The 26,371-nt window shown below is 66.7% G+C and carries 26 protein-coding genes and 1 tRNA gene; 19 read left to right on the top strand and 8 right to left on the bottom strand.

Annotation, left to right across the window (positions count from 1 at the left end; all coding sequences use genetic code 11):
* Nucleotides 1-57: 57 nt before the first annotated feature.
* Nucleotides 58-897, bottom strand: coding sequence for an SDR family oxidoreductase (locus RCF13_RS13050; RefSeq protein ID WP_134967975.1), 840 nt, complete (start codon nt 895-897; stop codon nt 58-60).
* Nucleotides 897-2,429 (bottom strand): aldehyde dehydrogenase family protein, encoded by a 1,533-nt coding sequence (locus RCF13_RS13045; RefSeq protein ID WP_134967974.1) that lies wholly within the window; start codon nt 2,427-2,429, stop codon nt 897-899. The genes RCF13_RS13050 and RCF13_RS13045 overlap by 1 nt, the downstream gene beginning before the upstream one ends.
* Nucleotides 2,430-2,612: 183 nt before the next feature.
* Here RCF13_RS13045 and RCF13_RS13040 point away from each other — a divergent pair.
* Nucleotides 2,613-2,689 (top strand) — tRNA-Arg (locus RCF13_RS13040).
* 93 nt (nt 2,690-2,782) lie between these two features.
* On the opposite strand, the gene RCF13_RS13035 is transcribed toward RCF13_RS13040, so the two are convergent.
* Entirely contained in the window at nt 2,783-3,058 is a 276-nt protein-coding gene (locus RCF13_RS13035; RefSeq protein ID WP_231352690.1) for a tyrosine-type recombinase/integrase, read from the bottom strand.
* Nucleotides 3,059-3,743: 685 nt separating this feature from the next.
* Between RCF13_RS13035 and RCF13_RS13030 the strand changes: the two genes are divergently transcribed.
* Nucleotides 3,744-4,301: a hypothetical protein gene (locus tag RCF13_RS13030; protein WP_134967973.1), complete on the top strand. Its 558-nt coding sequence runs from the start codon at nt 3,744-3,746 to the stop codon at nt 4,299-4,301.
* 457 nt (nt 4,302-4,758) lie between these two features.
* Nucleotides 4,759-5,223, top strand: a complete 465-nt coding sequence (locus RCF13_RS13025; protein ID WP_134967972.1) for a GNAT family N-acetyltransferase — start codon at nt 4,759-4,761, stop codon at nt 5,221-5,223.
* Between the two features lie 26 nt (nt 5,224-5,249).
* Here RCF13_RS13025 and RCF13_RS13020 read toward each other — a convergent pair whose 3' ends face one another.
* A complete protein-coding gene (locus RCF13_RS13020; RefSeq protein ID WP_134967971.1) occupies nt 5,250-5,609 on the bottom strand; it encodes a response regulator in 360 nt (119 codons plus the stop codon).
* Nucleotides 5,599-6,735 (bottom strand): PAS domain-containing sensor histidine kinase, encoded by a 1,137-nt coding sequence (locus RCF13_RS13015; RefSeq protein ID WP_134967970.1) that lies wholly within the window; start codon nt 6,733-6,735, stop codon nt 5,599-5,601. Before RCF13_RS13015 ends, RCF13_RS13020 begins: the two co-directional genes overlap by 11 nt.
* A 178-nt stretch (nt 6,736-6,913) precedes the next feature.
* Between RCF13_RS13015 and RCF13_RS13010 the strand changes: the two genes are divergently transcribed.
* From RCF13_RS13010 to RCF13_RS12990, 5 genes are all read left to right on the top strand, one after another.
* Nucleotides 6,914-10,021 (top strand): response regulator, encoded by a 3,108-nt coding sequence (locus RCF13_RS13010; protein ID WP_231352691.1) that lies wholly within the window; start codon nt 6,914-6,916, stop codon nt 10,019-10,021.
* A complete protein-coding gene (locus RCF13_RS13005; RefSeq protein ID WP_134969518.1) occupies nt 10,018-10,842 on the top strand; it encodes a CheR family methyltransferase in 825 nt (274 codons plus the stop codon). Before RCF13_RS13010 ends, RCF13_RS13005 begins: the two co-directional genes overlap by 4 nt.
* The gene (locus tag RCF13_RS13000) at nt 10,842-11,417 is read left to right on the top strand and encodes a chemotaxis protein CheB (protein ID WP_049413816.1); all 576 of its coding nucleotides are present in this window, start codon (nt 10,842-10,844) and stop codon (nt 11,415-11,417) included. The genes RCF13_RS13005 and RCF13_RS13000 overlap by 1 nt, the downstream gene beginning before the upstream one ends.
* A complete protein-coding gene (locus RCF13_RS12995; protein WP_061477847.1) occupies nt 11,414-12,547 on the top strand; it encodes a hybrid sensor histidine kinase/response regulator in 1,134 nt (377 codons plus the stop codon). Before RCF13_RS13000 ends, RCF13_RS12995 begins: the two co-directional genes overlap by 4 nt.
* Before the next feature lie 83 nt (nt 12,548-12,630).
* On the top strand, nt 12,631-13,059 hold the full coding sequence (locus tag RCF13_RS12990; protein WP_061477846.1) for a BLUF domain-containing protein: 429 nt from the start codon (nt 12,631-12,633) through the stop codon (nt 13,057-13,059).
* 15 nt (nt 13,060-13,074) lie between these two features.
* Here the strand turns inward: RCF13_RS12990 and RCF13_RS12985 are convergent, their stop codons facing one another.
* Nucleotides 13,075-13,395 (bottom strand): metalloregulator ArsR/SmtB family transcription factor, encoded by a 321-nt coding sequence (locus RCF13_RS12985; protein ID WP_134968653.1) that lies wholly within the window; start codon nt 13,393-13,395, stop codon nt 13,075-13,077.
* A gap of 91 nt (nt 13,396-13,486) precedes the next feature.
* Here RCF13_RS12985 and RCF13_RS12980 point away from each other — a divergent pair, with 91 nt between their 5' ends.
* The 3 genes from RCF13_RS12980 to RCF13_RS12970 are packed head-to-tail and all read left to right on the top strand — an operon-like array spanning nt 13,487 to nt 15,454.
* A complete protein-coding gene (locus RCF13_RS12980; protein WP_134968652.1) occupies nt 13,487-13,924 on the top strand; it encodes a YeeE/YedE family protein in 438 nt (145 codons plus the stop codon).
* A complete protein-coding gene (locus RCF13_RS12975; RefSeq protein ID WP_134968651.1) occupies nt 13,921-14,358 on the top strand; it encodes a DUF6691 family protein in 438 nt (145 codons plus the stop codon). Before RCF13_RS12980 ends, RCF13_RS12975 begins: the two co-directional genes overlap by 4 nt.
* Before the next feature lie 43 nt (nt 14,359-14,401).
* Entirely contained in the window at nt 14,402-15,454 is a 1,053-nt protein-coding gene (locus tag RCF13_RS12970) for a linear amide C-N hydrolase (RefSeq protein WP_049413806.1), read from the top strand.
* On the opposite strand, the gene RCF13_RS12965 is transcribed toward RCF13_RS12970, so the two are convergent.
* The gene (locus RCF13_RS12965; protein ID WP_061477841.1) at nt 15,451-16,230 is read right to left on the bottom strand and encodes a DUF6491 family protein; all 780 of its coding nucleotides are present in this window, start codon (nt 16,228-16,230) and stop codon (nt 15,451-15,453) included. The two genes, RCF13_RS12970 and RCF13_RS12965, sit on opposite strands and share 4 nt — an antisense overlap.
* 81 nt (nt 16,231-16,311) lie before the next feature.
* Between RCF13_RS12965 and RCF13_RS12960 the strand changes: the two genes are divergently transcribed.
* The 6 genes from RCF13_RS12960 to thrC all read left to right on the top strand — a co-directional run bounded on the left by RCF13_RS12960 (nt 16,312) and on the right by thrC (nt 23,219).
* Nucleotides 16,312-17,007 (top strand): AraC family transcriptional regulator, encoded by a 696-nt coding sequence (locus RCF13_RS12960; RefSeq protein ID WP_134968650.1) that lies wholly within the window; start codon nt 16,312-16,314, stop codon nt 17,005-17,007.
* A 167-nt stretch (nt 17,008-17,174) separates the two neighbouring features.
* Nucleotides 17,175-18,125 carry a DMT family transporter gene (locus RCF13_RS12955; RefSeq protein WP_134968649.1) on the top strand — a complete coding sequence of 317 codons (951 nt, stop codon included), beginning with the start codon at nt 17,175-17,177 and terminating at the stop codon, nt 18,123-18,125.
* 138 nt (nt 18,126-18,263) lie between these two features.
* Nucleotides 18,264-18,401: a hypothetical protein gene (locus tag RCF13_RS12950; protein ID WP_181357886.1), complete on the top strand. Its 138-nt coding sequence runs from the start codon at nt 18,264-18,266 to the stop codon at nt 18,399-18,401.
* 83 nt (nt 18,402-18,484) lie between these two features.
* On the top strand, nt 18,485-20,989 hold the full coding sequence (gene thrA / locus RCF13_RS12945; RefSeq protein ID WP_134968648.1) for a bifunctional aspartate kinase/homoserine dehydrogenase I: 2,505 nt from the start codon (nt 18,485-18,487) through the stop codon (nt 20,987-20,989).
* Complete coding sequence (locus RCF13_RS12940; protein WP_134968647.1) at nt 20,986-21,900, top strand: homoserine kinase; 915 nt, start codon at nt 20,986-20,988, stop codon at nt 21,898-21,900. Before thrA ends, RCF13_RS12940 begins: the two co-directional genes overlap by 4 nt.
* Before the next feature lie 29 nt (nt 21,901-21,929).
* Nucleotides 21,930-23,219: a threonine synthase gene (gene thrC, locus RCF13_RS12935; protein ID WP_134968646.1), complete on the top strand. Its 1,290-nt coding sequence runs from the start codon at nt 21,930-21,932 to the stop codon at nt 23,217-23,219.
* Between the two features lie 129 nt (nt 23,220-23,348).
* On the opposite strand, the gene RCF13_RS12930 is transcribed toward thrC, so the two are convergent.
* Complete coding sequence (locus RCF13_RS12930; protein ID WP_005416324.1) at nt 23,349-24,101, bottom strand: helix-turn-helix domain-containing protein; 753 nt, start codon at nt 24,099-24,101, stop codon at nt 23,349-23,351.
* A 126-nt stretch (nt 24,102-24,227) separates the two neighbouring features.
* Between RCF13_RS12930 and hisS the strand changes: the two genes are divergently transcribed.
* Nucleotides 24,228-25,622, top strand: coding sequence for a histidine--tRNA ligase (gene hisS / locus RCF13_RS12925; protein WP_134968645.1), 1,395 nt, complete (start codon nt 24,228-24,230; stop codon nt 25,620-25,622).
* 440 nt (nt 25,623-26,062) lie between these two features.
* Nucleotides 26,063-26,371, top strand: coding sequence for a YerC/YecD family TrpR-related protein (locus tag RCF13_RS12920; protein WP_088497315.1), 309 nt, complete (start codon nt 26,063-26,065; stop codon nt 26,369-26,371).

Below are 26,371 nucleotides of genomic sequence, written 5' to 3'. Positions count from 1 at the left end.
GATGCGGGATCGACCGCGTCTTGCGTGCAAGCCCAGCATGGGCTCGGCTTTACAAATTCAGCCCATCAACACCTGGCCGCCATCCACGTTGAGCACGCTGCCGGTAACCCAGCGCGCCAGTGGCGAGCACAGGAACAGGGCGGCGTCGGCAATCTCGCGCGGATGGCCGAAGCGGCCGAACGGGATCTTCGCCAGGGTGCCGTGGTACAGCGCTGGATCCTCGATGCGGCGACGGTCCCAGAGCCCGTCATCGAACTCGATCGAGCCCGGTGCGATGGCGTTGACCCGGATCCGGTCCTTGGCCAGCGCCAGCGCCTGCGAGGTGGTGTAGTGCGAAAGCGCGGCCTTGGCAGCGGCGTAGGGCGCGCCGCCGGGACGCGGCTGCTGCGCGGCAATCGACGACAGATTGAGGATGCAGGCATCGCCGGACGCGCGCAGCCAGGGCAGGACCAGGCGCGAGGCGCGCACGGCCGCCATCAGGTCGATCTGCAGGCTGGCGGCCCAGCCCTCCTCATTGTCGGCCATGCCGTAGCCGGTGGCATTGTTGACGAGCACATCGATGCCGCCGAAGGCATCGGCGGCGGCCTGCAGCCAGGCCTGGATCTGGCCGATGTCGGCCAGATCGGTGGAAAACGCATGCAATGGCGTTCCCTGCGCCTGTGCGTCAGCGCACAGGGCCTCCAGGCCGGCCTGGCCGCGCGCGCAGACCGAGACCTGCGCACCGGCACCAGCAAAGGCCAGTGCCATTTCACGACCAATGCCCTTGCTGCCGCCGGCAACGAGCACGCGGCGGCCGCTGAAATCGAGGATCGGAGCCCCTGCGGGGATCCGACCCTGGGCATGGGTCAGATCCCCGGAGGGACTCTGACCCACAGACGTGTCCGCGTCGTTTGCCATCACAGGTCGAACTTGATGCCCTGCGCCAGCGGCAGCGAATCCGAATAGTTGATGGTGTTGGTCTGGCGGCGCATGTAGACCTTCCAGGCATCCGAACCGGACTCGCGGCCACCGCCGGTGTCCTTCTCGCCACCGAAGGCGCCGCCGATCTCCGCACCGGACGTGCCGATGTTGATGTTGGCGATGCCGCAGTCGCTGCCGGCGGCCGACAGGAACTTCTCGGCGGTCTTCAGGTTCTGGGTGAAGATCGAGGACGACAGGCCCTGCGGCACGCCGTTCTGCATGTCGATGGCTTCGTCGAGGGTGTCGTACGGCATCACGTACAGGATCGGTGCGAAGGTCTCGTGCTGGACCACGGCGTCGCTGTTCTTCAGGCCCGTGACGATTGCAGGCAGCACGAAGTTGCCGGCGCGGTCGATGCGGGTGCCGCCGGTCTCGATGGTGCCGCCAGCTGCCTTGGCCTGGGCGATGGCATCGAGGAACTGCTGCACGGCGCCTTCGCTGTTCAGCGGGCCCATCAGGTTGGCGGCATCGGTCGGGTCGCCGATCTTGCCTTCCACCTGCTTGTAGGCCTTGACCAGGGTGGCCAGCACGTCGGCGTAGATCGAGCGGTGCACGATCAGGCGGCGGGTGGTGGTGCAGCGCTGGCCGGCGGTACCCACGGCGCCGAACACGATGCCCGGCACGGCCAGCTTCAGGTCGGCGGTTTCGTCCAGGATGATCGCGTTGTTGCCGCCGAGCTCCAGCAGGCAGCGGCCGAGGCGGCGTGCGACCTTTTCGTTGACGGTGCGGCCGACCTGGGTCGAGCCGGTGAAGCTGATCAGCGGCACGCGGCGGTCATCGACCATCTTTTCCGACAGCACGGTGCCGGCATCGTTGATCAGGAAGAAGATGTCCGGGAAGCCCGCTTCGCGCAGGGCGTCGTTGCAGATCTTCAGCGAGGCGATGGCGGTCAGCGGCGTCTTGTTGGACGGCTTCCAGATGCACACGTCGCCACAGATCGCCGCCAGGAACGAATTCCAGCTCCACACCGCGACCGGGAAGTTGAAGGCCGAGATGATGCCGACCAGGCCCAGCGGATGGTACTGCTCGTACATGCGGTGGCCGGGGCGCTCGGAATGCATGGTGTAGCCGTACAGCATGCGGCTCTGGCCCACGGCGAAATCGGCGATGTCGATCATCTCCTGCACCTCGCCATCGCCTTCCGGCTTGCTCTTGCCCATTTCCAGGGCAACCAGCGAACCCAGAGCGTCCTTGTGCCTGCGCAGTGCTTCACCGCACAGGCGCACGGCTTCACCGCGGCGAGGGGCCGGCGTGGTACGCCAGATCTTGAAGGCTTCCTGGGCGCGGGCGACGACGGTCTCGTACTCGGCCTCGGTGGTGGCGCGGACCTGCGCGATCGGCTCGCCGGTGGTCGGGTTGACCGGGGTGATCAGCTCACCGCTGGTCGCGCTCGACCACTCCCCGTTGCCCAGGTACGTGCCAGCGTTGATCGCGTCCAGGCCAAGGGACTTGAGCAGCTCGGAAGACATGCAGACTCCTGTGTTTCGTTACGTTGTTTGGTGCCATCGCGGGCAGGTGGGGGACGCGATGAACTGAATCGCCGATGGTAGCAGAGCGCCCCGACCGGCCATGGTGCAACGCGCCAGCGGAACCGGGTGGAACATGAATGCTTGGAGGGCAGGGCACGTTGCCTGTAAACTTCCCTGCTGCATGGCCCCGTAGCTCAGCTGGATAGAGCGTCCCCCTCCTAAGGGGAAGGTCGCCCGTTCGAATCGGGCCGGGGTCACCAGAATCAATAGCTTAGGCAGACTCAGTGGTGAGCATTTCCCACTGTTTCCCGCATATCCACAGGATTTGGTCCCAGTGGTCCCAGCGGTCCTGCTCAGTACCTGGGCTCCGCCACCGCGCCATCGTCGCCCTCAGGCGTCAGGTGGGCATAGAACTTCTCTGTCGTGGCGTAATCAGCGTGCCCGGCCAGAATCTGCACCCTTCGCAACGGAACTCCGGCCATCACCATGTGGGCGCAGAAGGTGTGCCGCAGCCGGTCGAGGCTAGCGCCGATTCCCACACGCTTGGCATCCGAGGCGAACCAGTCGGAAAGCATGTCGTTGTGCGCGACAATAGCAGATGGGTAGGCGGCGAAGCGCCCAGCGCGCATACCGGTTCGGCAGCACCTCGCGCCACTTGCCTGACTCCGCGAACACGGTGGACTCGATGCTGCGAACGTTGCAGGCGGCCAGGAACTTCCGGCAAGCGGGATGGCAGGATGCCGAGCGCGAAAATGACCTCTCCCGTGTCGGTTGGGGTACCAGCTGAACGGTGCGCAGGCGCTCAGTCATGGTCGGCACCTCTTAGGGCGGATGATGGGGCGCCTGCTCTCGCACTACATACCGTAGATGACCGTCCCGGGAAGGAGATCGCGCATGTGGTGCGGCATCTTCCCGTCCACTACAACTCGCCATCTCAGGGCCGAGGCACGATGCCTGCCGAATGCCTTCAGAGGATGAGCCAAAACTGGATGCTCGTTTCTCGGTTGCATGGCGCAGCAGACGTTGACCATTAGGATAAGACGCCTCCGCCTGCCATGCGTCGATATGGCCGCAGAACACTGCGATCTTTATCGTGGCCCTGGCCGAAGCGTGTTGCTCGCTACTGCTGTTCCTGCCGCAGTTGCCGATGTGGCTGGTGCACTTAGGGGTATTGCCGAGCGACCGCTAAAACTCGGCTCTTTTGCACGTCAAATTCGATACGGGTCTCGGTAACGCAAATTTCCATGTCCTAAAATCGAGGAGCGGGCAAGACGCCCGCTGGAAATCTGTATGTCCATTCTCTAAGGAGTAGATGTGAAGAAGATGATCGTTGTAGCAGCCGTATTGACCGGAGCTTTGGCCGTGAACGCGTCCGCCCAAGAGGTGGATTACCTGGGAGCCTCGCCCAAGCTCTTGGCAGAAGCCAATGCGCAGGCGGCGGACTTGCCGGCGGGCGTTCAGCTGGTTGAACTTGAGCGTTGGCGCAGTAGGGATGACACCTTCTCGGCGCGGCCGCTGAACACTCCGGGTGGAATGCAGCATCCAGGCAGGAAGGAAGGCACTTTGGGCTTCATCTCCTACTATCCATTCGAAGGCAGTGTGACAATGTACGCATGCCTCAACAACAACTGGCTGGATAGCTTCTCTTCGATGGATCCGAATTGCGAAGGCCATATGAAGACCACGAACGGCATGCCGATTACGGGTTACATCGCGGCTGCGCAGCTCCCGGGCACTGTCCCCTTGTACCGCTGCATGCGCGGTGGTCTGAAACCGAACAACTGGGCAGATCACTTCGATACATTGGATGCCAACTGCGAAGGCGTGAAGTATCCGGTAAACGAAGGAATCATGGGCTACATCTGGCTCTGATTTATCGATGATCTGTGCCACGGCCAGATAAGGAGGCAGTCGCTACGCGACTGCCTCCAAGAGATCGCGGCGGTGATTCTTCAAGCGAACGCCGAAGAGGCTATGGCGATCCTGCTGGTGGTGAACCGCAGTACATGAATGTCTGTTGGGTCAGCTGCGTAGTGAACTCTGCCCCGATTTTCTGGCGTCGCGGACGGACGATGATGGTGAAAATGCGCAAATCACCCACGTGGTCCCCGGGCAGTAGAGGATCAGGGTCCTTTCGCAGGTCGAACGCCAGCAGCGACCCCATCAAACCTGCAAATCACTGATCTTAGGTCGCAATGGAAGCCCTCCTACGGCGAAGGTCGCCCGTTCGAATCGGCCCGGGGTCACCATGTACGCGGCGCCACGTCCGGGTGCACTGCCCGCAAGATCACTCGGATAGGCTGGCGCCTCACCCTGCGAACCGGCCGCCATGGATCACCGCCTGCAGCCCGTGCAACCCCACGACTACGTGCTCATCGCCGGGTGGCTGGATTCGGCTGCAGCCACGTTGCGCTGGGCCGGGCCGGGCGTGCCCTATCCACTGCCACCCGATCAGTTCGAGAACGTATTGCAGCTGCGCGAACGCCCGGGATGGCTGCTGCTGGCAGAAAACGGCATGCGCGTGGGTTTCGGCCAGGCCTGGCGCACCCAGCCGGGTACGATGCATCTGGGCCGTCTGCTGGTTGCCCCGCAGGCGCGGGGCTGCGGTCTCGGGCGGAGGTTGGTACACGCGCTGATCGAGCAGGCGTTCCAGTCTGATGCCGTTGAACGGCTGACCTTGCGGGTCTATCGGGACAATGCCGCCGCAGTTGCGTTGTACCGGTCCCTCGGCTTCGAGCCGGTGGACACTGCATCCACGCCAGCGCTGCTGTTCATGCAGCGGGCCTGGCGCTGAGCATGGCCACGCAGGCCGGTACGCCTTCAGTCCTGCTTGAGCAGTTCAACCAGCTGACGCAAGCGATAGGGCTTGGGCAGGAACTCCACCTGCTCCGGAAGCGGCGGCAGCTGCGAACGTGCGTAGCCGGACGACAGGATCATCCGCGCCTGTGGTTGTTCGCGGGCGACGTGCTCGCTCAGCTCGATTCCGGACATGCCATTGGGCATGCTGACATCGCTGAACACCACGTCGAAGCGTGCGTCGCCCTTCAGCAACGCAGCGGCTTCATGCCCGTCGGCGGTGGTGGACACCTCGATGCCGAAATCGCGCAGGGCCATGCCGATCATCTCGCGCAGATCGTTTTGGTCCTCCACCATCAGTACGCGGATCGGGTCATCGGTCATGGGCAAATTCCTCGGTTGCGGGTAGCAGCAGGCTGACCGTGGTGCCGACACCGGGCGTGGTGGACACATCGACGAAGCCGCCGCTCTGGGTAGTGAATCCGAACACCTGGCTCAGGCCCAGGCCGCTGCCCTTGCCGATGTCCTTGGTGGTGAAGAAGGGCTCGCTGGCCCGCTCGGCGATGTCGGCGGCCATGCCGTGGCCTTCGTCGCAGACGCTGAGGGTGACATAGCCGCGTTGCAGCGTGGTGTCCGCATCCGGGTCGAGGCGATGTTCCAACGCGGTGCCGATCAGGATGCGGCCGCCATCGGCGGTGGCCTCCACGGCATTGGCCACCAGGTTCGCCAGGGCGGTCTGGAGCTGCATCGCATCGGTGCTCACCTGCGGCAGGCCCGGGGTGAGATGGGCATCCAGTACCACCGTGGGCGGGCAGGCGCGTTGCAGGTCCGGCAGCCACTGCCGTACCAGCGCATTGATGTCCACCGATTCCCGGATCAGGGTCTGGCCGGTGCTGAAGGCCAGCAGCTGGCGGGTCAGCAGCGCGCCGCGGTCGGTGGCTGCCTGCGCGGCATCCAGCAGCTCGGCTGCGCGTGCATCGTCACTGCTGACACGCAGCGACAGCAGGTCCAGGGCGTTGCCGATGGTGGTCAGCAGGTTGTTGAACTCATGTGAGAGGCCGCGGCTGAGCCGGCCAACCGTCTCGAACTGCTGGGTATTGCGCAGCGCACGCTGGGCATCGCGCAGCAGCCGCTGCGCTTGCCACTGCTCGGTGATGTCACGGGTGATCTTGACGAAGCCGAGCAGTTCGCCGGCTTCCACGACCGGTTCGATGACCACGCTGGCGCGGAACGACGAGCCATCGCGGCGAACGCGCCAGCCCTCACTGGCGACATGCCCCTGCTGCGCTGCGACGCGAAGCAGGCGCTGCGGTTCGCCGGCCTCGCGGTCGGCGGCCAGGTAGAAGCGGCTGAAGTGCGTTCCCACCACTTCATTGGCTGAATAGCCTTTGATACGTTCGGCGCCCGGGTTCCAGCTGCACACGATGCCTTCAGGATCAAGCAGGTACAGCGCATGGTCGCGCACGCTGTCGATCAGCAGTCGCAGTTGTCGGGAAGGGTCCGTCAGCACGGACGTCGTAGAGGCGGCTGCGTCCACGTGTAAATAAGTGTTACCCCTGTGAGGGACGTGAAGCTAGGCACTCAAGTGTGAAGGATGCGTGCACACCTGGCACGTGCCATTTGTCCTGTGCGGCTGAATGCGACACGGAGTACCATCTTCCACCCTTTGCCTTCTGGAACCGACCTGCATGCGTCCTGGTGCGACTACGCGTGACCGCTGGATCTGGATGACGTCCGCCGTGCTGCTGGCCGCGACCATCGCGTTGGAACTGGTCGTTCCGCTCGGCTACGCGGTATGGCTGGCCTACTTCCTCGCGGTCGGCGTGACGGTGTTCCAGCGCAGTGCACGCGCGCCGTTCGTGGTCGCGGTGATCGCCTGTGTCCTGCTGGTGATCGGCTTCAACGTTGCGCCAGCCAGCAACAATTCGTCGTTCTCGCTTGTCAACCGTACCGTCGGTGGCTGCGCCTTCCTGATGATCGCACTGATCGTCTCGCGCGCGATCCAGGCCCGGCGCCAGGCGATGCGCGCGCTCTGGCTGCAGGAGGCCGAGAACGCCGTGGCGATGAGCCTGCGCGGTGACCTCGGGCCGGAGCAGATCGCCGAGGCGGCAGCAGTAAGCCTGGCCGGGCAGCTGGATGCAGAGGTCGGTGCGGTCTATCGCCTGGACGGCGGCCGCCTGCAGCTGACCGGTGGCGTGGCGCTGCCCTCTGGGACGCCGGCCTCCCTGGCCCTGCACGAAGGACTTGCCGGGCAGGTTGCCCGGGACGAACGCATCCGCCACCTGCACGGCGAAGATGCTGCCGTGCTTGAACTGCAGACCAGCCTGGGCCGGCTGCCGGTGCGCGAGCGCATCCTGGCGCCGATCAACAGCGATGGTGCGGTGGTCGGTGTGATCGAGCTGGGCCGCGCGCGGGCGGGTGAACAGCGTGATCTGGACCGTGAGCTGCTGGAGCGCTGCGCCGACACCATCGGCATGGCACTGCGCGCATCGCTGCTGCGTGCGCAGCTGGTGGTGCTGCTGGAAGAGTCGCAGCGCCAGGGCGAGGAGCTGCAGGCCCAGCAGGAAGAGCTGCGCGTGGCCAACGAGGAACTGGAAGAGCAGAGCCGCAGCCTGTTGCAGTCGCAGAGCCACCTGGAAGAACAGCAGGCTGAGCTGGAACAGAGCAACGTGCAGCTGGAAGAGCGCACCCACGAGCTGGAGGCGCAGAAGCAGGCACTGCTGGTTGCGCAGAGCCAGCTGGTGCGCAACAGCAACGAGCTGGCGGCCACCTCGCGCTACAAGTCCGAATTCCTGGCCAACATGTCTCATGAGCTGCGCACGCCGCTGAACAGCTCGCTGATCCTGGCCAAGCTGCTGGCCGATAACAAGGACGGCACGCTGACCGAGGAACAGGTGAAGTACGCGCGTGCGATCCTGTCGTCCAACAACGACCTGCTGGCGCTGATCAACGACATCCTCGACCTGTCGCGCATTGAGGCCGGCCATGTCGAACTGTCCGATGAAGTGGTGGTGGTCGAGAGCGCGCTGCAGCGCCTACGCGAGACGTTCGAGCCGATGGCGCGGCAGAAGGGCCTGGCCCTGCAGATCGAAGCCGACGCCCTGGCACCGACCCAGATGGTGGTTGACAGCCAGCGGCTGCAGCAGATCCTGAAGAACCTGCTGGCCAACGCGGTGAAGTTCACCGAGCATGGCAAGGTCAGCCTGCACGTGCGTGCCGGCGGCAACGGCCGCATCCGGTTCGAGGTCTGTGACACCGGCATCGGCATTGCCCGCGAGCAGCTGGACGTCATCTTCGAAGCGTTCCGCCAGGCCGATGGCAGCACCCGCCGTCGCTACGGCGGCACCGGCCTGGGCCTGTCGATCTCGCGCGATCTGGCCGAGCGCATGGGCGGCGGCATCCAGGTCGACAGTGAGCCCGGGCGCGGCAGCTGCTTCATCCTGGAGCTGCCGTTGCAGGGTGCGCCCGCGGCGAGCGCAGCCGACGCTGCCGAGGTCCCCGTGGCAGCGCCGCCGACGGCGCCGGCCGTGCTGCCGGCCGCGCCCGTACGCACTGCGACCGCGGCAGCGCCGGTTACTGCGATGGCCGGCGTAGCCGACGACCGCGGTCGCCGCCAGCGCGCCGGGCGCCTCATCCTGGCGGTCGAGGACGATGCCACGTTCGCCGAAGCGCTGGTGGCGCTGGCCCATGAACTGGACTTCGACTGCGTGGTGGCGGGCACGGCGGAAGAGGCGCTGGCCCTGGCCAGCGAACTGCGCCCGAACGGCATCCTGCTCGATATCGGCCTGCCGGACGTGTCGGGCCTGAGCGTGCTGGAACGCTTGAAGCGCAACCCGGACACCCGCCACATCCCGGTACATGTGGTCTCGGCCACGGACCGCAGCCAGGTAGCGCGCGAGCTCGGCGCGATCGGTTTTGCGATCAAGCCGACCACGCGCGAGCGGCTGGTGACGGCCATCGAACAGCTGGAACAGACCAGCCAGCGCGACATGCGGCGGCTGCTGATCGTGGAGGACGACAACGAGCTGCGCCACAACCTGGAACTGTTGCTGGGCCGCGACCAGCTGCAGATCGTCGCCGTAGGCACCCTGGCCGGCGCACTGGAACAGCTCAGTACGGTCACGTTCGACTGCATGGTGATGGACCTGTCGCTGCCCGACGGCAGTGGCTACGACCTGCTCGAGCACATGGCCGGCAACGACGATGTCGGTTTCCCGCCGGTGATCGTCTATACCGGCCGCGCACTCAGTCGCGAGGAAGAGCAGCGCCTGCGCCGCTATTCCAAGAGCATCATCATCAAGGGCGCACGTTCGCCCGAGCGCCTGCTGGACGAGGTGACCCTGTTCCTGCACAGCGTTGAGGCCAGCCTGCCCAGCGACCAGCAGCGCCTGCTGCGCGAGGCCCGCCGTCGCGACACCGTGCTCGACGGTCGGACGGTGCTGCTGGCCGAGGACGACGTGCGCAACATCTTCGCACTGTCCAGCGTGCTCGAACCCCTCGGCGTCACGCTGGAGATCGCGCGCAATGGACAGGAAGCGGTGGATCGGCTGGCCGAGCGCGAGGTCGACCTGGTGCTGATGGACATCATGATGCCGGAGAAGGATGGCCTTGCTGCGATGCGCGAAATCCGCGCGCAGCGCCACCTGCAGGACCTGCCGATCATCGCGCTGACCGCCAAGGCCATGCCGGACGACCGTGAGCGCTGCCTGCAGGCCGGCGCCAACGACTACATCGCCAAACCCATCGACGTCGACAAGCTGGTTTCGCTGTGCCGGGTCTGGTGCTCGCGGCAATGAACGAGCAGGCCCTGTTCGACCTGGAGCTGAAGGTGCTGCTGGAAGCGCTGTACCAGCGCTACCACTACGATTTCCGCAGTTATGCGGTGTCGTCGCTGCGCCGGCGGATCCGCCAGGCCATGCAGCGCTATGAGTGCGAGCGGCTGGCCGACCTGCAGCACCGCCTGCTGCACGAGCCGGACCTGTTCGCGCAGGCGATGCAGTTCTTCACCGTGCAGGTCTCGGAGATGTTCCGTGACCCGGCCTATTTCCGCGAGCTGCGCGAGCAGGTGGTGCCGGTGCTGCGCACCTACCCGTCGGTGAAGCTGTGGGTGGCCGGTTGCAGTACCGGCGAGGAAGTGTGGTCGCTGGCGATCCTGTTGCACGAGGAAGGCCTGCTGGAGCGCAGCATCGTCTACGCCACCGACATCAATCCGGCAGCCCTGGCCAACGCCGAGGCCGGCGCCTATGGCATCGACCGGATGGCCCAGTTCAGCCGGAACTACCTGGCGGCCGGTGGCACCGCCTCGCTGTCCGACTACTACGCCACGGCCTACGATGGCGCGGTGTTCGATCGCCAGCTGCGCCGCAACGTGGTGTTCGCCGACCACAGCCTGGCCACCGACACCGTGTTCTCCGAAGTGCATCTGGTGTCGTGCCGCAACGTGCTGATCTATTTCAACCGCGATCTGCAGGACCGCGCGGTGGGCCTGTTCCGTGAAGCGCTGGTGCATCGCGGCTTCCTTGGCCTGGGCAGCAAGGAGTCGCTGCAGTTCGGGCGCCACCACGGCGCGTTCGAGACCTGCTCGCGGGAGCATCGCCTGTACCGGAAGGTTGCCTGATGGCACTGCCGACACGACCGGCGGTGCTGGTGATCGGGGCCTCGGCGGGTGGGGTCGCGGCGCTGCAGGCGGTGCTCGGCGCGCTGCCCGCGGCTCTGCCGGCGCCGGTGCTGGCGGTGCTGCACCTTCCGCGCGATCGCAGCAGCCGCATCGCCGAAGTGCTGGCGCCGTACTGTGCGCTGCCGGTGCGCGAGGCCGAAGACAAGCAGCCGCTGCAGCCTGGCACGGTGACCTTTGCGCCACCGGACTATCACCTGCTGGTGGAAGACGCCGGTTCGCTGGCGTTGTCGGTGGACGCACCGGTGCTGTTTTCGCGCCCGGCGATCGATCCATTGTTCGAGTCGGCTGCGGCTGTGTTCGGCGCGCAGGTGCTGGCCCTGCTGCTGACCGGTGCCAGCAGCGATGGTAGTGAAGGGGTGGCCGCGGTGCGCGCCGCCGGCGGCCGCGCCTGGCTGCAATGTCCCGAGGAGGCCGAGGCATCGATGATGCCGGCCTCCGCCCTGCAGCACGCCGGCGCCGATGCCGTGCTGCCCCTCGAACTGATGTGCCGTCGCCTGAAGGAGCTGTTTGCATGAACCTGTTGCCGCCGGACCCTGCGCAGTCGCAGACCCCGGTCAACCTGCTGATCGTCGATGACGTGCCGCAGAACCTGGTGGCCATGCAGGCGCTGCTGCAGCGCGAGGGCGTGAACCTGCTGCTGGCCGGCTCGGGCGCACAGGCGCTGGAACTGCTGCTCGAGCATGAGGTGGCGCTGGCCCTGCTGGACGTGCACATGCCGGAGATCGATGGCTTCACCCTTGCCGAGCTGATGCGCGGTTCACACCGCAGCCGGGATGTGCCGATCATCTTCCTGACCGCCTCGCCGGACGACCCGCTGCGCGCGTTCAAGGGGTACGAAACCGGCGCGGTCGACTTCCTGCACAAGCCGGTGGCGCCGCAGGTGATCCTGAGCAAGGTCAATGTCTTCATCGAGCTGTACCAGCAGCGGCAGCTGCTGAAGGCGCGCAACGAGGCGCTGGAGCGCTCGCTCAAGCTCAACGAGACGATGGCGGCGGTGCTCACCCACGATCTGCGCACGCCGCTGTCGGCGATCCTGCTGTGTGCCGACAAGCTGGCGCTGGAGCTTCCTGCGGGCAATGACGGCGCGCAGCAGACCTTGAAGCACCTGGAGGCCAGCACGCTGCGCATGGCGCGCATGGTCGAGCAGCTGCTGGACTTTTCGCGGATCCGCAGCGGCGGGCTGCGCCTGCAGGCCAGCGCCTGTGATCTTGCCGAGGTCACGCGTGCGGTGGTGGCCGAAGCGGGCAGCGCCCACGGCCACGCACGGCTGCATCTGGATATGCAGGGCGATACCCGCCTGCAGGGTGATCTGGATCGGCTGGGTCAGGTTGCCGCCAACCTGATCGGCAATGCGCTCACCCATGGCAGCGAGGCGAGGGTGGAGGTGGACGGCCGTGATCCGCGCAGCGTGCTGCTGCGGGTGAGCAACGCGGGACGGATCGACGACGCGCTGCTGCCGCGCCTGTTCGAGCCGTTCAAGGCCAGCTTCCATCCCAGCAATGGCCTGGGGTTGGGCCTGTATATCGTCGATCAGTTCGTGCGCGCGCACGGCGGGCACATCGCAGCGCGAAATGAAGCCGGTCAGGTGGTGTTCGAAGCCCGGTTGCCGAGGCGCACAGAGGGGCTGCCGGCGGCCGCTACCTGAATTCTTCAGGAAACACCCGCGGGCACTGAGACGGACTCGTCCGTAGCTGCTACCGTGGGTGTACATCTTGTCAAGGAAGCGCCATGCCACTGCGTGCCATCGCCTACGTCAGCCAGGCGCTGCCGGATCTTTCCGCTGAACGGCTGCGGGCGCTGGTCGATGATGCAGCCCGTTTCAACAAGATGGCGGGCGTGACCGGTGTGCTGCTGCATGACGGTGGGCGATTCCTGCAGTACATCGAAGGGCCGCCGGATGGTATCGATTCGGTGTACGAACGCATCCTGCAGGCCGGTAGCCATATCGACATCATCGAACTGGCGCGTGGCCGCCTCGGCCAGCGCCAGTTTCCGTACTGGTCGATGCGCGCGTTGCCGGTGGAGGAGGCGCTGCTGCGGCAACTGTCTTCCAGTGACTGGTCAGGTTTCACCCGCGCGTTGCAGGGTGACCTGTCGGCGCCGACCCCGGTGGATCTGCTCGATCAGGTCGTGCAACCGGTGCTGCACGCAGGTTGAACCCGCGTGGAAGGTTCAGCGCGCTGCATTTCCGCAGTAGGCGGCGTGCAACGCCTGCAATACGCCCAGCGCCGGCCCTTCCACCACCCGGTAGTGGATCGCCTGCGCTTCGCGCCGGGTCGCGACGATGCCAAGTCCGCGCAGCACCGCCAGATGTTGGGACAGCGCTGATGCGCTGAGCCCGGTCAGTGCCTGCAGTTCCGGTACTGGCGCCTCGCCTTCGACCAGCCGGCACAGCACGCGCAGCCGTGCAGGATGGGCCAGGCTTTTGAGCAGGGCTGCAGCCTCGGCGGCGTGTTCGGCCATGGCGGCGCTGTCGAGCTCGATGCGGGCCATGGTTGACCTTTTGATTTAGAAGACGCTAATTTAGAAAAAGCTAATTCAAAAGGCAAGCGAATGAAATGAACGGAACAACTGGAGGCAGGTCATGACCGTGCCGTGGGCCGCCGTCGCGGGGGGCGCGTTGATCGGTGCGGCGGCGGTGGTTTTGCTGGCAACCACGGGCCGGGTAGCCGGCATCAGCGGCATCGCCGCTGGCAGCGTGCGCGCAACGCCGGGCGATCGAGGCTGGCGCTGGGCATTCCTGCTCGGCCTGCTTGCCGCTGCCGGGGGTGTGCTGTACTGGCAGGCCGTGCCAGGCCAAGCGCCCCGCAACCTGTTGCGTGACGCCTTGCCGGCGTGGCAGCTGATCGGTGCCGGCCTGCTGGTCGGCTTCGGTACGCGGTTGGGCAATGGCTGCACCAGCGGTCACGGAGTCTGCGGCCTGGCCCGCGGCTCAAAGCGGTCGCTGCTGGCGGTGCTGGTGTTCATGGCCTGCGCCATGCTGACCACGTTCCTGATCCGTCACGGCGGAGGTTTCGCATGAGCCGCGCGATGGTGGCCGCCGGTGCGGCAGGCGCGCTTTTCGGCGCAGGCCTGGCGTTGGCCGGCATGACCGATCCGCGCCGCATCCTCGGTTTCCTCGATATCGCTGGCGATTTCGATCCCACCCTGGCCTGGGTGCTGGCCTCTGCACTGCTGGTCAGCGCGGTCGGCCAGCGCTGGGTGCTGCGGCGCCCGCGGCCGTCATGCGCAACGCGCTTCCAATTGCCCGCCGCGCGCGCTGTCGATGTGCGCCTGGTGCTGGGCGCGGCATTGTTCGGAATGGGTTGGGGCTGGGCAGGCTATTGCCCGGGCCCTGCCATCGCCGGGCTGGCGGTGGGATCGCGCGAAGCGCTTTGGTTCGTGCCGGCGATGCTTGCAGGTTTCTGGCTGCACGATCGCCTGGTTCGCCGGGGCTTCACCGCTGTATCACCCTGAATCGCGTCATATCCACGGATCACGGGGAAAGGAGGGCAACAACATGGCACGGATGAAGTGGAAGGAAAGGGCACTGCTGGCGGTCGCGCTGGCTGCCGCAGTGGCACCGGCGCTGGCCTGCACGCGCGCGGTCTACCTGGGCGACAACGGTGATGTGATCACCGCTCGCTCCATGGACTGGAAGGTCGATGTGGCGACCAACCTCTACGTGCTGCCGCGCGGCATCGCGCGCACCGGCCAGGCCGGGCCGAAGTCGCTGGCCTGGACGGCGCGCTACGGCTCGGTGGTGGCCACCGGTTATGACGTATCGACCACCGATGGCATGAACGAGAAAGGCCTGGTGGCCAACCTGCTGTGGCTGGTCGAATCGGAGTATCCGAAGCAGCGCGGCAACAAGCCGGGCCTGGCCATCTCACTATGGGCGCAGTATGTGCTGGACAACTTCGCCACCGTAGACGAGGCGGTCGCGGCGCTGCAGCGCGAGCCGTACTCGATCGTCACCGACAAGGTGCCGGGCGAAGACCGCCAGGCCACGCTGCATCTGTCGCTGTCAGATGCCAGTGGCGACAGCGCCATCGTCGAATACATCGGCGGTCGCCAGGTGATCCACCATGACCGGCGCTACCAGGTGATGACCAACTCACCGATCTTCGAGCAGCAGCTGGCACTCAACAGCTACTGGCAGCAGATCGGCGGCACGGTGATGCTGCCGGGCACCAACCGCTCAGCCGACCGTTTCGCGCGCGCCTCGTTCTACATCAACGCCATTCCCAAGGCGGAAGACCCGGTGGTGGCGCTGGCCAGTGTGTTCAGCGTGATCCGCAACGCCTCGGTACCGTATGGCATCACCACCCCGGGCGAACCGAATATTTCATCCACGCGCTGGCGCACCGTGGCCGACCACAAGCGGCGGTTGTACTTCTTCGAATCGGCACTGACACCGAACACCTTCTGGGTCGACCTGAACAAGGTCGATTTCGGCGGCAAGGTGCTCAAGCTCGATCTCGGTCCGGACCAGCGCAATACCTTTTCCGGCGACGCGCTGGGCCACTTCGTGCCCAGCGCACCGTTCGCGTTCCTCGGCGTCGACGGTTAGTTCGACGCCTGGCTGGACGCCGGATAGACCGCCTGGATCGTGCAGCCGCCGCGGGTGTACTGCGGCAGCGGCGCCAGCGCGTCGTTGCGCAGGTCACCATTCTCGAATCCGGCGGTGAGGATGCGATCGCCCGGATTGCCACAGATCAGGCCGTTCTGCATGCCGGAGTGGAAGCTCAGCTGTGGCGCACGGTCGAGCTGGCGGCAGTGGCTGCCAAGCTCCACGCGATAGTAGCGGTGACCCCCATTGCGATGCGGATTGGTCTCCACCAGCATGCCCTGCGGGTCGGACGACCACGCGCGCACGTTGCGCGTGGCAAAGCAGTACGACGGCGAACCACCGAAACTGCGGCGGATGTCCCTGCGCTCGCGGATGGTCAGGGCGGGCAGGGTGGCCATGCGCAGGCGGTCGCTGTCGCGGGCCACGCTGGCGTAGTCGCGATCCTGCACGGGGGTCACCGCGCTGATCGCGCAGCTGCGGCCATCGACCACCACACGCTCGCTGGGGCGACCGCAGGCCCAGCCGGCGGGTGCTTCAAGTTTCAGCGTGGTAGCACTGCGGACGCCGGGACACTCTTCGCTGAAGTCGATCCGATAGGCCTGGCCGGAGGCGGCTCGCAGGGCGATTGAACGCGATGACGCCTGCTCCACTTCCTGGACGCCGACCGCGTCCATGCAGTGCGGGGCCGGTGGCGTACGTTCCTGCGCGGAGGCCGAGGCGGTGAGCGCCAGGCCGAGGCTGATGGCAAGCACCAGGGACAGCCGCTGATGGGTCATGACCTGCACTCCCTGCGTTGGATGACGGATCGACTATAGCAGCGGTTTGCACGGCCGTTGTTACACGCGCACACTGCCCGGATGGGCGCCATCTTCCATCTGCGGCACTACGGGCAGGCCACCGGCCTGGAACGCCATGACTACGCGCAGTGGGTGCTGCCGCTGCAGGGCGAACTGCAGTTCGAGATGGAAGGGCGCGGCGGCCGGCTGGACCTGCTGCAGGGGGCATTTGTCGCCGCCGGCGAAGCACATGATCAGATGGCGGACGGCCCCAATGGTTTCGTGATCGTTGATTGTCCTCCAGGCGTGCTTGATGACGGCACGCAGGAGCATCTGTGCCGCCAGCGCTGGCTGCATCTGCCGCTGGCATTGCGTCAGCGTCTGGCCGACGTGCAGGCAGGGCAGCCGATGCCGGCGCTGCTGCCGCAGTTGCTGCAGGTATTTGCACCGGCGGGCAGTGGGGCGCGCATGCAGGGCCTGTGCGTGGCGGTGCAGGCCGATCCCGGCCGGGCCTGGCCGGTTGCCCGGATGGCCGGATTTGTCGGTGTCAGCGAGGGCCGGTTGCACGCATTGTTCCAGCGCGAGTTCGGGCTGAGCCCGCAGGCCTGGCTCAGTGCGTGCCGCTTGCGTTGGGCCAAGCATCAGCTGCGCACCACTGCCGCGCCGATCAGCGATATCGCACTGGCTGCAGGTTATTCCGAGCAGAGCGCACTGACCCGTGCGCTGCGCCGCGAATGTGGCCAGACCCCCGCTGCGTGGCGCAGGGGTGCCGGCTGAGTTGTAGAGCCGAGCCGATGCTCGGCTGCCCTTGTCTGCACAACGGCGAATCGCAGCCGAGCATGGGCTCGGCTCTACAGAGGTGACAAGGCAGTAGCCTCGGTCAAGAGTGCCCACCGGCCAGCGCTTACACTGCGCGGCCCGTTCCATCCCCCCGGACAACCCGAATGCGCAACAACCCGATGGCCGTGGGCATCGCCAATGGCGTGGCCGCTGGCGCACTATGGGGCGTGGTCTTTCTCGCGCCTGCCGTGCTTCAGTCGTTCAATGCGCTGCAACTGTCCGCCGGCCGCTACCTGGTCTATGGCCTGATGGCAGTCGCCCTGCTGCTGCCGCGGTGGAAGCGGCTGGCACCGCGGCTGGGCCGTGCCGAATGGATCGGCCTGCTGTGGCTGAGCCTGGCAGGCAACCTGGTGTATTTCCTGCTGCTGGCGACCGCCGTGCAGTGGGCCGGTGGCGCTGCGGCATCGCTGATCGTCGGCCTGATACCGGTGGTGGTCACCCTCGTTGGCGTGCGCGAGCAGGGGGCGGTGCCGCTGAGGCAGCTGCTGCCGGCGCTGGGCCTTTGCGTGCTCGGCGTGGGACTGGTTGGCTGGGAAGCGCTGATGTCCGAGCACCTGGCCACCCCGTGGCGGCAGCGCCTGATCGGGCTGCTGTGCGCGTTCGGTGCGCTGTTCTCGTGGGCGCTGTATTCGATCGGCAACAGCCGCTGGCTGGCGCGCCGACCGGATCTGTCCAGCCACGACTGGTCGCTGCTGACCGGCGTCACCACCGGCGGCCTGGCCCTGCTGCTGGTGCCGATGGCCTTCATCGGGCACACCGGCAGCCATACGGCGGCGCAATGGAGCGGGTTCTGGGCGATCAGCGCCGGCGTGGCAGTGGTGGCCTCGATCCTCGGCAACGCATTCTGGAACCGTGCCAGCCGTCTGCTGCCACTGACCCTGACTGGCCAGATGATCGTGTTCGAGACCCTGTTCGCGCTGCTGTACGCCTTTGCATGGCAGCAGCGCTGGCCCTCGCTGCTGGAAGCCCTGGCAATCGTGTTCCTGGTGGCCGGTGTGATGCTGTGCGCGCATGCCCACCGCACGCCACGGGCGATCGCCGAACATGCCGGCTGAATGCAGTCGTCAAGCGTGCTGATGCCGGCTTGGTCTCAGATGCAACCAAATGCCGGCACGTTGGCCGATGATCGCTGCATCGATTTTCTGCATCGCAGCACTTGACAGCGGCCGGGCGCACGGTGTTTTCTGTGCGCCATGGTCCTTGATGCCGCCCACGCCAGCCTGATCGCCCCCGCCATTGCGGGCAGTACGACTGCGCCGGTCGCGACCATCACCACCATTACCACCACCACCGTCACCACTGCCCTGGTGCGGCCCGTCGTCTTCGTGTAACTCCCGAAAACCACGGCCCCGCACCTACAGGTGGCGGGGAAACTCGACACCTGCATGCGACGGGGCCTCCTACCGAGGTCTGCATGTCTTCCCACGCTCCCGCTCATTCCGTTGCCCCGGCCGACCTGGCTGCACCGTCCACCGTCGTGCACAAGTTCGGCGGCACCTCGGTGGCCGATGCCGAACGCTATCGCCATGTGGGCGGCCTGCTGCTGGCCCGTCCCGAATCGTTGCAGGTCACTGTTGTCTCGGCGATGAAGGGCGTCACCGACGCGCTGATCGAACTGGCCCAGCTGGCGGCCAAGGGCGATCAAGGCTGGCGCGAGGCCTGGCATGCCCTGCGCGCACGCCATCGCGGCGCTGCCGTGGCGCTGCTGGGCGAGCAGGTGGGCGAGACGGTTGAATGGATCGACGCCCGCTTCGATCAGTTGGCCGAAGTACTGGCCGCGCTGGCAGTGATCGGCGAGCTGCCGCGCGAGGTGCTGGACCGTGTGCAGGGCTTGGGCGAAGTGTTTTCCGCACAGCTGCTTGGTACCCACCTGCGCGCGCTGGGCGAAGACTGCGCGGTACTCGACGCGCGCGATGTGCTTGTGGTCGGGCATGGCGAACTCGGCGTGGATGTCGACTGGGAAGCCAGTGCCGACCGCCTGGCCAAGTGGCGCCTGCAGCATCCGCAGCCGCGCCTGGTTGCCACCGGATTCGTCGCACGCGATCGCGATGACCGCATCACCACCCTCGGCCGCAACGGCAGCGACTATTCCGGTGCGATCTTTGCCGCGCTGTTCAACGCTGACGAGCTGCACATCTGGACCGATGTCGATGGCGTGCTGTCGGCGGACCCACGGCTGGTGCCCGAGGCGGTGCAGCTGGAAGCGCTGAGCTACGACGAGGCCTGCGAACTGGCGTACTTCGGCGCCAAGGTGGTGCACCCGCAGACGATGTCGCCGGCGATCCGCCTCGGCCTGCCGATTTTCATCCGCAATACGTTCCAGCCGGCGCATCCGGGTACGCGGATCAGCGCCGAGCGCTCACCGCGCGGGCCGGTGAAGGGCCTGACCCTGAGTCCCGGCCTGGCCCTGCTGAACCTGGAAGGCACCGGCCTGATCGGCGTGCCGGGTACCGCCGAGCGCGTGTTTGCCGCCCTGCGCCAGGCGCAGGTGTCGGTGGTGATGATCTCGCAGGGTTCCTCGGAACATTCAATCTGCTGCGTGGTGCGTGCTGCCGAAGCCGGCCGTGGCCGTGATGCACTGCTGCACGCCTTTGCGCACGAGTTGTCAGCGGGACAGGTGCAGCGCGTGCAGGTCAGTGAGGGCGTCAGCGTACTGGCTGCGGTCGGTGACGGCATGGCCGGGCAGCCAGGTGTGGCGGCGCGCCTGTTCGAGGCACTGGGGCGTGCGCAGGTGAACATCCTGGCGATCGCGCAGGGCTCGTCCGAGCGCAACATCTCGGTCGCCGTGGATAGTGCCGATGCCACCCGTGCGTTGCGCGCGGCGCATGCAGGCTTCTGGCTGTCGCCGCAGACCTTCGCGGTCGGTGTGATCGGGCCCGGCAACGTTGGCGCCGCACTGCTGGATCAGTTGCTGGCCGCGCGCCCGCAGCTGCTGGCCAAGGCCAATGTGGATCTTCGCCTGCGTGCGCTGGCCTCGCGTTCGCGCATGCGTCTGGAAGTGGACGGCCTGCATGCGGACTGGCGTGAGGCCCTGCGGGACGCGGGTGAATCCAGCGACCTTGATCGTTTCACCGAGCACCTGCTGGCTGCGCACCTGCCGCATGCGGTGGTGATCGACTGCAGTGGCAGTGCCGAGGTGGCCGAGCGCTACGAGGGCTGGCTGGCGGCGGGCATCCATGTGGTCACCCCGAACAAACAGGCGGGTGCCGGGCCGCTGCCGCGCTACCAGCGCATCCGCGCCGCCGCAGCGGCCAGTGGTGCGCGCTTCCGCTACGAGGCCACGGTGGGCGCGGGCCTGCCGGTGATCACCACGCTGCGCGATCTGGTCGATACCGGTGACGAGGTGCTGGCCATCGAGGGCATCTTCTCCGGCACGCTGGCCTGGCTGTTCAACCGCTTCGATGGCAGCCAGCCGTTCTCGCAGCTGGTCGCGCAGGCGCGGTCGATGGGCTATACCGAGCCGGACCCGCGCGATGATCTGTCCGGTGTGGACGTGGCACGCAAGCTGGTGATCCTTGCACGCGAGGCCGGCCACGCGCTCAGCCTGGAACAGGTACAGGTGGAAAGCCTGGTGCCGGCACTGCTGCGCGACGGCAGCGTGGATGACTTCATGGCGCGGCTGGGCGAGTCCGACGCCAGCCTGCTGCAGCGCCTGCAGGATGCGCGGGCGCGTGGCGCGGTGCTGCGCTACGTGGCACGGCTGGGCACCGACGGCGCCTCGGTGGGCCTGCAGGAACTGCCGGCCGACCATGCCTTCGCCAACCTGCGGCTGACCGACAACGTGGTGCAGTTCCGTACCCGCCGCTACTGCGACAACCCGCTGGTGGTGCAGGGACCGGGCGCTGGACCGGAAGTGACGGCGGCGGGCGTGTTCGCCGACCTGCTGCGGGTAGCCGCTGGCGAGGGAGCACGCCTGTGATCGCACGTGCATTTGCGCCCGCCTCGGTGGCCAATGTGGCGGTGGGCTTCGACATACTGGGGCATGCCATTGCAGGCGTTGGCGATACGGTGAGCGTGCGGCGTATCGATGAGCCGGTGGTGCGCATCGAGGCCATCCGTGGCAGTGCGGTCGAACTTCCACTGGAGGCGGCCGGAAACACCGCAGGTGCGGCGTTGATGTCGCTGCGCGCAGGGCTGGGCCTGGACTTCGGCTTCGCGGTGGAGATCGACAAGGGCATTCCATTCGGCTCCGGCATGGGGGGCTCGGCAGCCTCGTGCGTCGCTGCGCTGGTTGCTGCCAACGCATTGCTGGATGCGCCACTCTCGCGCGATGCGCTGTATCCGTTTGCGCTGGATGGTGAGGCCGTGGCCAGTGGGGGCCGCCATGGTGACAACGTGGGGCCGCTGCTGCTCGGCGGGCTGGCGTTGTGCACGGCTGACCGCCTGCTGCCGATCCCTGTGCCAGCCAGTTGGCACAGCCTGCTGGTGCACCCGCACGCGGTGCTGGAAACCCGTCTGGCACGCCAGGCGCTGCAAGGCAGCTATGCGCTGGGTGAATTCGTGGCGCAGAGTGCGAATCTTGCGCTGGTGCTCAGCGGCTGCCATCGCAGCGACGCGGCGCTGGTGCGCGCTGGCCTGCGCGATGTGCTGGTGGAGCCGCGACGGGCGGGTCTGATCGGCGGCTTCGAGGTGGCTCGCGATGCGGCGTTGTCAGCCCGCGCAATGGGCGCGGGCATCTCCGGTGCCGGCCCCAGCGTATTCGCCTGGTTCGAAGATGCCGACCAGGCCCACGCTGCCGCGGCGCCGGTGCAGGCCGCATTCGCTGCTGCCGGCTTTGACAGCGATGCCTGGGTGTCGCCTCTGGATACGCCGGGAGCCCGGCTGTGCTGAATCCTTCTCCCTCTTTGGATACTGAACCCATGCAATTCGTTTCGACCCGCGGCCGGTCCCCGGCCGTTGGCCTCAGCGCGGCCATTGCTGCAGGCTTGGCGCCCGATGGTGGCCTGTACGTGCCGCAGGCACTGCCGGCGCCACGTGAGCTGGAAGCCGGTGCGACCCTGGCCGATACCGCCGCAGATCTACTGGCACCGTTCTTCGCCGGGGATGCGCTGGAGGCCGGATTACCGTCGATCTGCCGCGAGGCGTTCGACTTCCCGGTGCCGCTGCGCGCGCTCGGCGACGGTGACCACGTGCTGGAACTGTTCCATGGACCGACGGCGGCGTTCAAGGACATTGGTGCGCGTTTCCTGGCCGGTACGCTGTCGCGGCTGCAGGCCGGCAAGGACCGCGATCTGACCATCGTCGTCGCCACTTCCGGCGATACCGGCGCCGCCGTTGCCGCGGCCTTCCATCGCCAGCCAGGCGTACGCGTGGTGGTGCTGTATCCCGATGGCCGCGTGTCACCGCGCCAGGCGCACCAGCTCGGCTGCTTCGGTGACAACATCCAGGCGCTGCGCGTGGCCGGTGCCTTCGACGACTGCCAGGCCATGGTCAAGCAGGCGCTGGCCGACCGCGAACTGCAGGCACGGGTGCCGCTGAGCTCGGCCAACAGCATCAGCCTCGGTCGCCTGCTGCCGCAGATGAGTTACTACGCACATACAGCACTGAGCCACTACGCGTTGCATCGTCGCCGGCTCAACCTGGTGGTGCCGACCGGCAACCTGGGCAACGCAATGGCCGCAGTGCTGGCGCGCGCGCTGGGCGTGCCGATCGGACAGATCGTGCTGGCCACCAATGCCAACGCCGTATTGCCGGCGTACTTCAACGGTGGCGAGTACCACCCGCAGGCCAGCGTGGCGACCGTGGCCAATGCCATGGATGTGGGGGCGCCCAGCAACTTCGAGCGCCTGCGCTGGCTCTACCAGGGCGACGATGCCGAACTGCGTGCTGCCTTCCGGGCGTTTGCGGTGGATGACGTGACCATCCGGGCCACCATTGCCGCCGCGCATGCCAGCAGGGGCGAGCTGTTCTGCCCGCATACGGCTACGGCGGTGAAGGTGCTGCAGGACCTGCGCGCCCGTGGTGCCAAGGGCGACTGGGCGGTGGTGGCCACCGCGCATCCGGCCAAGTTCGAGGCCGTGGTCGAGCCGTTGATCGGCGAACCTGTGGCCGTGCCGCCGGCATTGGATGCGTTGTTGCAGCGGCCGGCACACGCCGAACCGTTGGCCGCCGATTACGCGGCGTTGCGTGAGGTGTTGGCTCCCATGTAGAGCCGAGCCATGCTCGGCTGCTGTTCGCGCACGGCGCGATGAGTCGAGCATGGCTCGACTCTACAATGCGCTTCGCGCAACACGGGTAGTGCCGGCCGCTGGCCGGCAACCCCATGAAATGCGAAATCCTCAGATCAACCCTTCACCCGCCAGCGTGCGCAGCCCGTCCTCGTCGAGGATCTCCACTACGTTCAGGTGGGGCAGGGCAATCAGCCCTTGCTGGCGCAGCTTGGTGAAGGTGCGGCTGACCGTTTCCATGGTCAGGCCCAGATGGTCGGCGATGTCGCCTCGGCCCATCGGCAGCGACACGCGCAGGCCGTCGCCGCCCAGCCTGGCTTCACGCGCGGCCAGGCGCAGCAGGAAATCAGCCAGCTTCTCGGCCGGCTGCAGGCGTGCCAGCGCCAGTGCAGCGTCCTGTGCGGCATCCAGTTCCTGGCAGGCACGCTGCAGCAGCTTGCGCTCCAGGTGCGGGAAGCGGCTGCGGAGCGCCTTCATCTGTGGCAGCGCGACGCGGCAGACACGGCTGTCGGCGATGGCTTCGATGTCGTAGCGGTGATGGTCGCTGCCGCTCAGGCCCAGGTAGTCGCCGGGCAGCACGAAGCCGTTGATCTGGCGGCGGCCGTCGGCCAGGGTGCGTACCAGGCGCAGTGCGCCGGCAGTCAATGTATAGACATGGTCGCGTTCTTCACCCGTGCGGGCCAGCGTGCTGCCCATGCTGACCTGCTGCGAAACGGTGACCTGTTCCAGCGCCTGCACTTCATCGGGCGACAGCGCCGAGCACACCGCAAGGTGGCGAACCGAGCAGTGCAGGCAGTCCAGCGTGGTGCAGGACGGCGAGGCGGGATCGTTGGTGGCGGGCGGAGCGCCGGAAGGCCGTGACATGTTGCGGGGGCGTATCGCGGGCGGGGAGGGCCTTATGATACTTCAAGCGGCCGTTCGACCCTGCCCGAGGCGGGGGCGCTAGAATGTCGCCCCCTCCCACGTCCCGTTCCAGCAGGAGTTCCGCCCGTGATCAAGCCCCGTACCCCGCCCGGCACCCTTGAACTGCTGCCGCGCGAGCAGATTGCGTTCCAGCGCATGCTGGACGTGATCCGCCGCAACTACGAGCGCTTCGGGTTCCTGCCGGTGGAGACGCCGGTGTTCGAGCTGTCCGACGTGCTGCTGACCAAGTCCGGCGGCGAGACCGAGCGCCAGGTGTACTTCGTGCAGTCCACCGGTGCGCTGGCCAATGCGGCCGAATCGGGCGACCGTTCGCTGCCGGAGATGGCGCTGCGCTTCGACCTGACCGTGCCGCTGGCACGCTACGTGGCCGAGCACGAACACGAACTCACCTTCCCGTTCCGTCGCTACCAGATGCAGCGCGTTTACCGCGGCGAGCGTGCCCAGCGCGGCCGTTTCCGCGAGTTCTACCAGTGCGACATCGACGTGATCGGCAAGGACAGCCTGAGCGTTCGCTATGATGCCGAAGTGCTGGCGGTCATCCACGCCGTGTTCTCGGAACTGCGCATCGGTGACTTCAGCATCCAGCTGAACAACCGCAAGCTCATGCGCGGCTTCTTCGAGAGCCTGGGCGTGGCCGAAGGCGAGCGCCAGCTGGCGGTGCTGCGTGAAGTGGACAAGCTGGACAAGCGCGGCGCCGATTACGTGCGCGAGACGCTGGTGGGCGAGGGCTTCAACATCCCGACCGAGCAGGTCGAGAAGATCCTGGCCTTTGTGGCCGTGCGTTCGCAGGGCCATGCCGATGCGCTGGCGCAGCTGGCCACGCTTGAAGCCGAGGGCGGCTCTTCGGAAATCCTGCGCACCGGCGTGGCCGAACTGCGCGAAGTGCTGCAGCTGGTGCAGGCGCTGGGCGTGCCGGAGAGCGCGTACTGCCTGAATTTCTCCATCGCGCGCGGCCTGGACTATTACACCGGCACCGTCTACGAGACCACGTTGACCGACCATCCGCAGATCGGCTCGATCTGCTCGGGCGGCCGCTACGAAGACCTGGCCAGCCACTACAGCAAGTCCAAGTTGCCGGGCGTGGGCATTTCCATCGGCCTGTCGCGCCTGTTCTGGCAGCTGCGCGAGGCCGGCCTGATCGATGGCATCGAGGCCAGCAGCGTGCAGGCGCTGGTGGCGCTGATGGACGAGCAGGGCATGCCGCAGTCGCTGGACATCGCCCGCCGGCTGCGCGCCGGTGGCATCAATACCGAAGTGCAGATGGAGCCGAAGAAGATCGGCAAGCAGTTCCAGTATGCCGCCAAGGCGGGCATCCGCTTCGTGGTGCTGGCCGGTGAGGACGAGCTGGCGCGCGGCGTGGTGGCGGTGAAGGACCTGGTGCGCGAGCAGCAGTTCGAAGTCTCCCGCGACGAGCTGGCCAGCACCCTGCAGGTCGAGCTGGAGCAGTCCAAGGTGATGTAACGGCCACTGGCAGCATGCAACGCTTCAAGGAAACGCCCACCAACCGGTGGGCGTTTTCGTTTCCGGGCCCCGGCCGTCCCGACAGCTCGCGGCCAACCGTCGAAGGCGGGGTGGGTCCGGTTGAGGGGGCGTGAGCCGCATAAATGCGGCGACCGAGCTTACATGGGTGAGGGCGCTTTGCTTGCGAAGCACTGCTTCGCAAGCGCCCGAACGCACAGCCGCCAGCGGCTGGGCCGGGCCCCGGAGGGGTACTTGCAGCGCCCCCCTCAAGCGGATCCATCCCGCCAACCCTCGGAAACCAGCTTTGCTGTTGCTCTGGCTCTTGCCTCTGCGGGTGCAGGGCAGCAGCCCTGCCGTACCCCAACTGACGATTTGACGCACTGCGCAAGAATGCGCTAATGTACTAACGCGCTATTACATTGATGCATGGAAACAGCCCCGTGAAAGCCCGCCCCGAGATCGCCGCCAAAGACCCGAAGGCCGACCTGGAAGCCCTGGCCCTGGCCTTTGCCGCCCTGCGCGAGCCGGAGCAGGTGGAAGCCTTCCTGCGCGATCTGTGCACGCCGGCCGAACTGGAAGCCATGGCCGACCGCTGGAAAGTGGTGCCGTTGCTGCAGCAGGGCGTGCCGTATCGCGAGATCCACGAGCGCACCGGCGTGAGCGTGACCACCACCGGACGGGTGGCGCGCACGCTCGAGCATGGCCATCGAGGCTATGCCGCTGCCATCGACCGCCTTGCTTCGCGCTGA

Origin of the sequence: Stenotrophomonas maltophilia group sp. RNC7, assembly GCF_030910085.1 — a bacterium.
GTDB classification, from domain to species: domain Bacteria; phylum Pseudomonadota; class Gammaproteobacteria; order Xanthomonadales; family Xanthomonadaceae; genus Stenotrophomonas; species Stenotrophomonas sepilia.
Note: the sequence above shows the minus strand (reverse complement) of the source record. Positions and strands in the feature narration are given on the sequence as shown.

What these genes read in the sequence shown, in the direction of transcription:
- RCF13_RS13050 (WP_134967975.1), bottom strand. Translation starts at nt 897, where the DNA reads ATGGCAAACGACGCGGACACGTCTGTGGGTCAGAGTCCCTCCGGGGAT.
- RCF13_RS13045 (WP_134967974.1), bottom strand. Translation starts at nt 2,429, where the DNA reads ATGTCTTCCGAGCTGCTCAAGTCCCTTGGCCTGGACGCGATCAACGCT.
- RCF13_RS13035 (WP_231352690.1), bottom strand. Translation starts at nt 3,058, where the DNA reads ATGCGCGCTGGGCGCTTCGCCGCCTACCCATCTGCTATTGTCGCGCAC.
- RCF13_RS13025 (WP_134967972.1), top strand. Translation starts at nt 4,759, where the DNA reads ATGGATCACCGCCTGCAGCCCGTGCAACCCCACGACTACGTGCTCATC.
- RCF13_RS13020 (WP_134967971.1), bottom strand. Translation starts at nt 5,609, where the DNA reads ATGACCGATGACCCGATCCGCGTACTGATGGTGGAGGACCAAAACGAT.
- RCF13_RS13010 (WP_231352691.1), top strand. Translation starts at nt 6,914, where the DNA reads ATGCGTCCTGGTGCGACTACGCGTGACCGCTGGATCTGGATGACGTCC.
- RCF13_RS13005 (WP_134969518.1), top strand. Translation starts at nt 10,018, where the DNA reads ATGAACGAGCAGGCCCTGTTCGACCTGGAGCTGAAGGTGCTGCTGGAA.
- RCF13_RS13000 (WP_049413816.1), top strand. Translation starts at nt 10,842, where the DNA reads ATGGCACTGCCGACACGACCGGCGGTGCTGGTGATCGGGGCCTCGGCG.
- RCF13_RS12995 (WP_061477847.1), top strand. Translation starts at nt 11,414, where the DNA reads ATGAACCTGTTGCCGCCGGACCCTGCGCAGTCGCAGACCCCGGTCAAC.
- RCF13_RS12990 (WP_061477846.1), top strand. Translation starts at nt 12,631, where the DNA reads ATGCCACTGCGTGCCATCGCCTACGTCAGCCAGGCGCTGCCGGATCTT.
- RCF13_RS12985 (WP_134968653.1), bottom strand. Translation starts at nt 13,395, where the DNA reads ATGGCCCGCATCGAGCTCGACAGCGCCGCCATGGCCGAACACGCCGCC.
- RCF13_RS12980 (WP_134968652.1), top strand. Translation starts at nt 13,487, where the DNA reads ATGACCGTGCCGTGGGCCGCCGTCGCGGGGGGCGCGTTGATCGGTGCG.
- RCF13_RS12975 (WP_134968651.1), top strand. Translation starts at nt 13,921, where the DNA reads ATGAGCCGCGCGATGGTGGCCGCCGGTGCGGCAGGCGCGCTTTTCGGC.
- RCF13_RS12970 (WP_049413806.1), top strand. Translation starts at nt 14,402, where the DNA reads ATGGCACGGATGAAGTGGAAGGAAAGGGCACTGCTGGCGGTCGCGCTG.
- RCF13_RS12965 (WP_061477841.1), bottom strand. Translation starts at nt 16,230, where the DNA reads ATGACCCATCAGCGGCTGTCCCTGGTGCTTGCCATCAGCCTCGGCCTG.
- RCF13_RS12960 (WP_134968650.1), top strand. Translation starts at nt 16,312, where the DNA reads ATGGGCGCCATCTTCCATCTGCGGCACTACGGGCAGGCCACCGGCCTG.
- RCF13_RS12955 (WP_134968649.1), top strand. Translation starts at nt 17,175, where the DNA reads ATGCGCAACAACCCGATGGCCGTGGGCATCGCCAATGGCGTGGCCGCT.
- RCF13_RS12950 (WP_181357886.1), top strand. Translation starts at nt 18,264, where the DNA reads ATGGTCCTTGATGCCGCCCACGCCAGCCTGATCGCCCCCGCCATTGCG.
- thrA (WP_134968648.1), top strand. Translation starts at nt 18,485, where the DNA reads ATGTCTTCCCACGCTCCCGCTCATTCCGTTGCCCCGGCCGACCTGGCT.
- thrC (WP_134968646.1), top strand. Translation starts at nt 21,930, where the DNA reads ATGCAATTCGTTTCGACCCGCGGCCGGTCCCCGGCCGTTGGCCTCAGC.
- RCF13_RS12930 (WP_005416324.1), bottom strand. Translation starts at nt 24,101, where the DNA reads ATGTCACGGCCTTCCGGCGCTCCGCCCGCCACCAACGATCCCGCCTCG.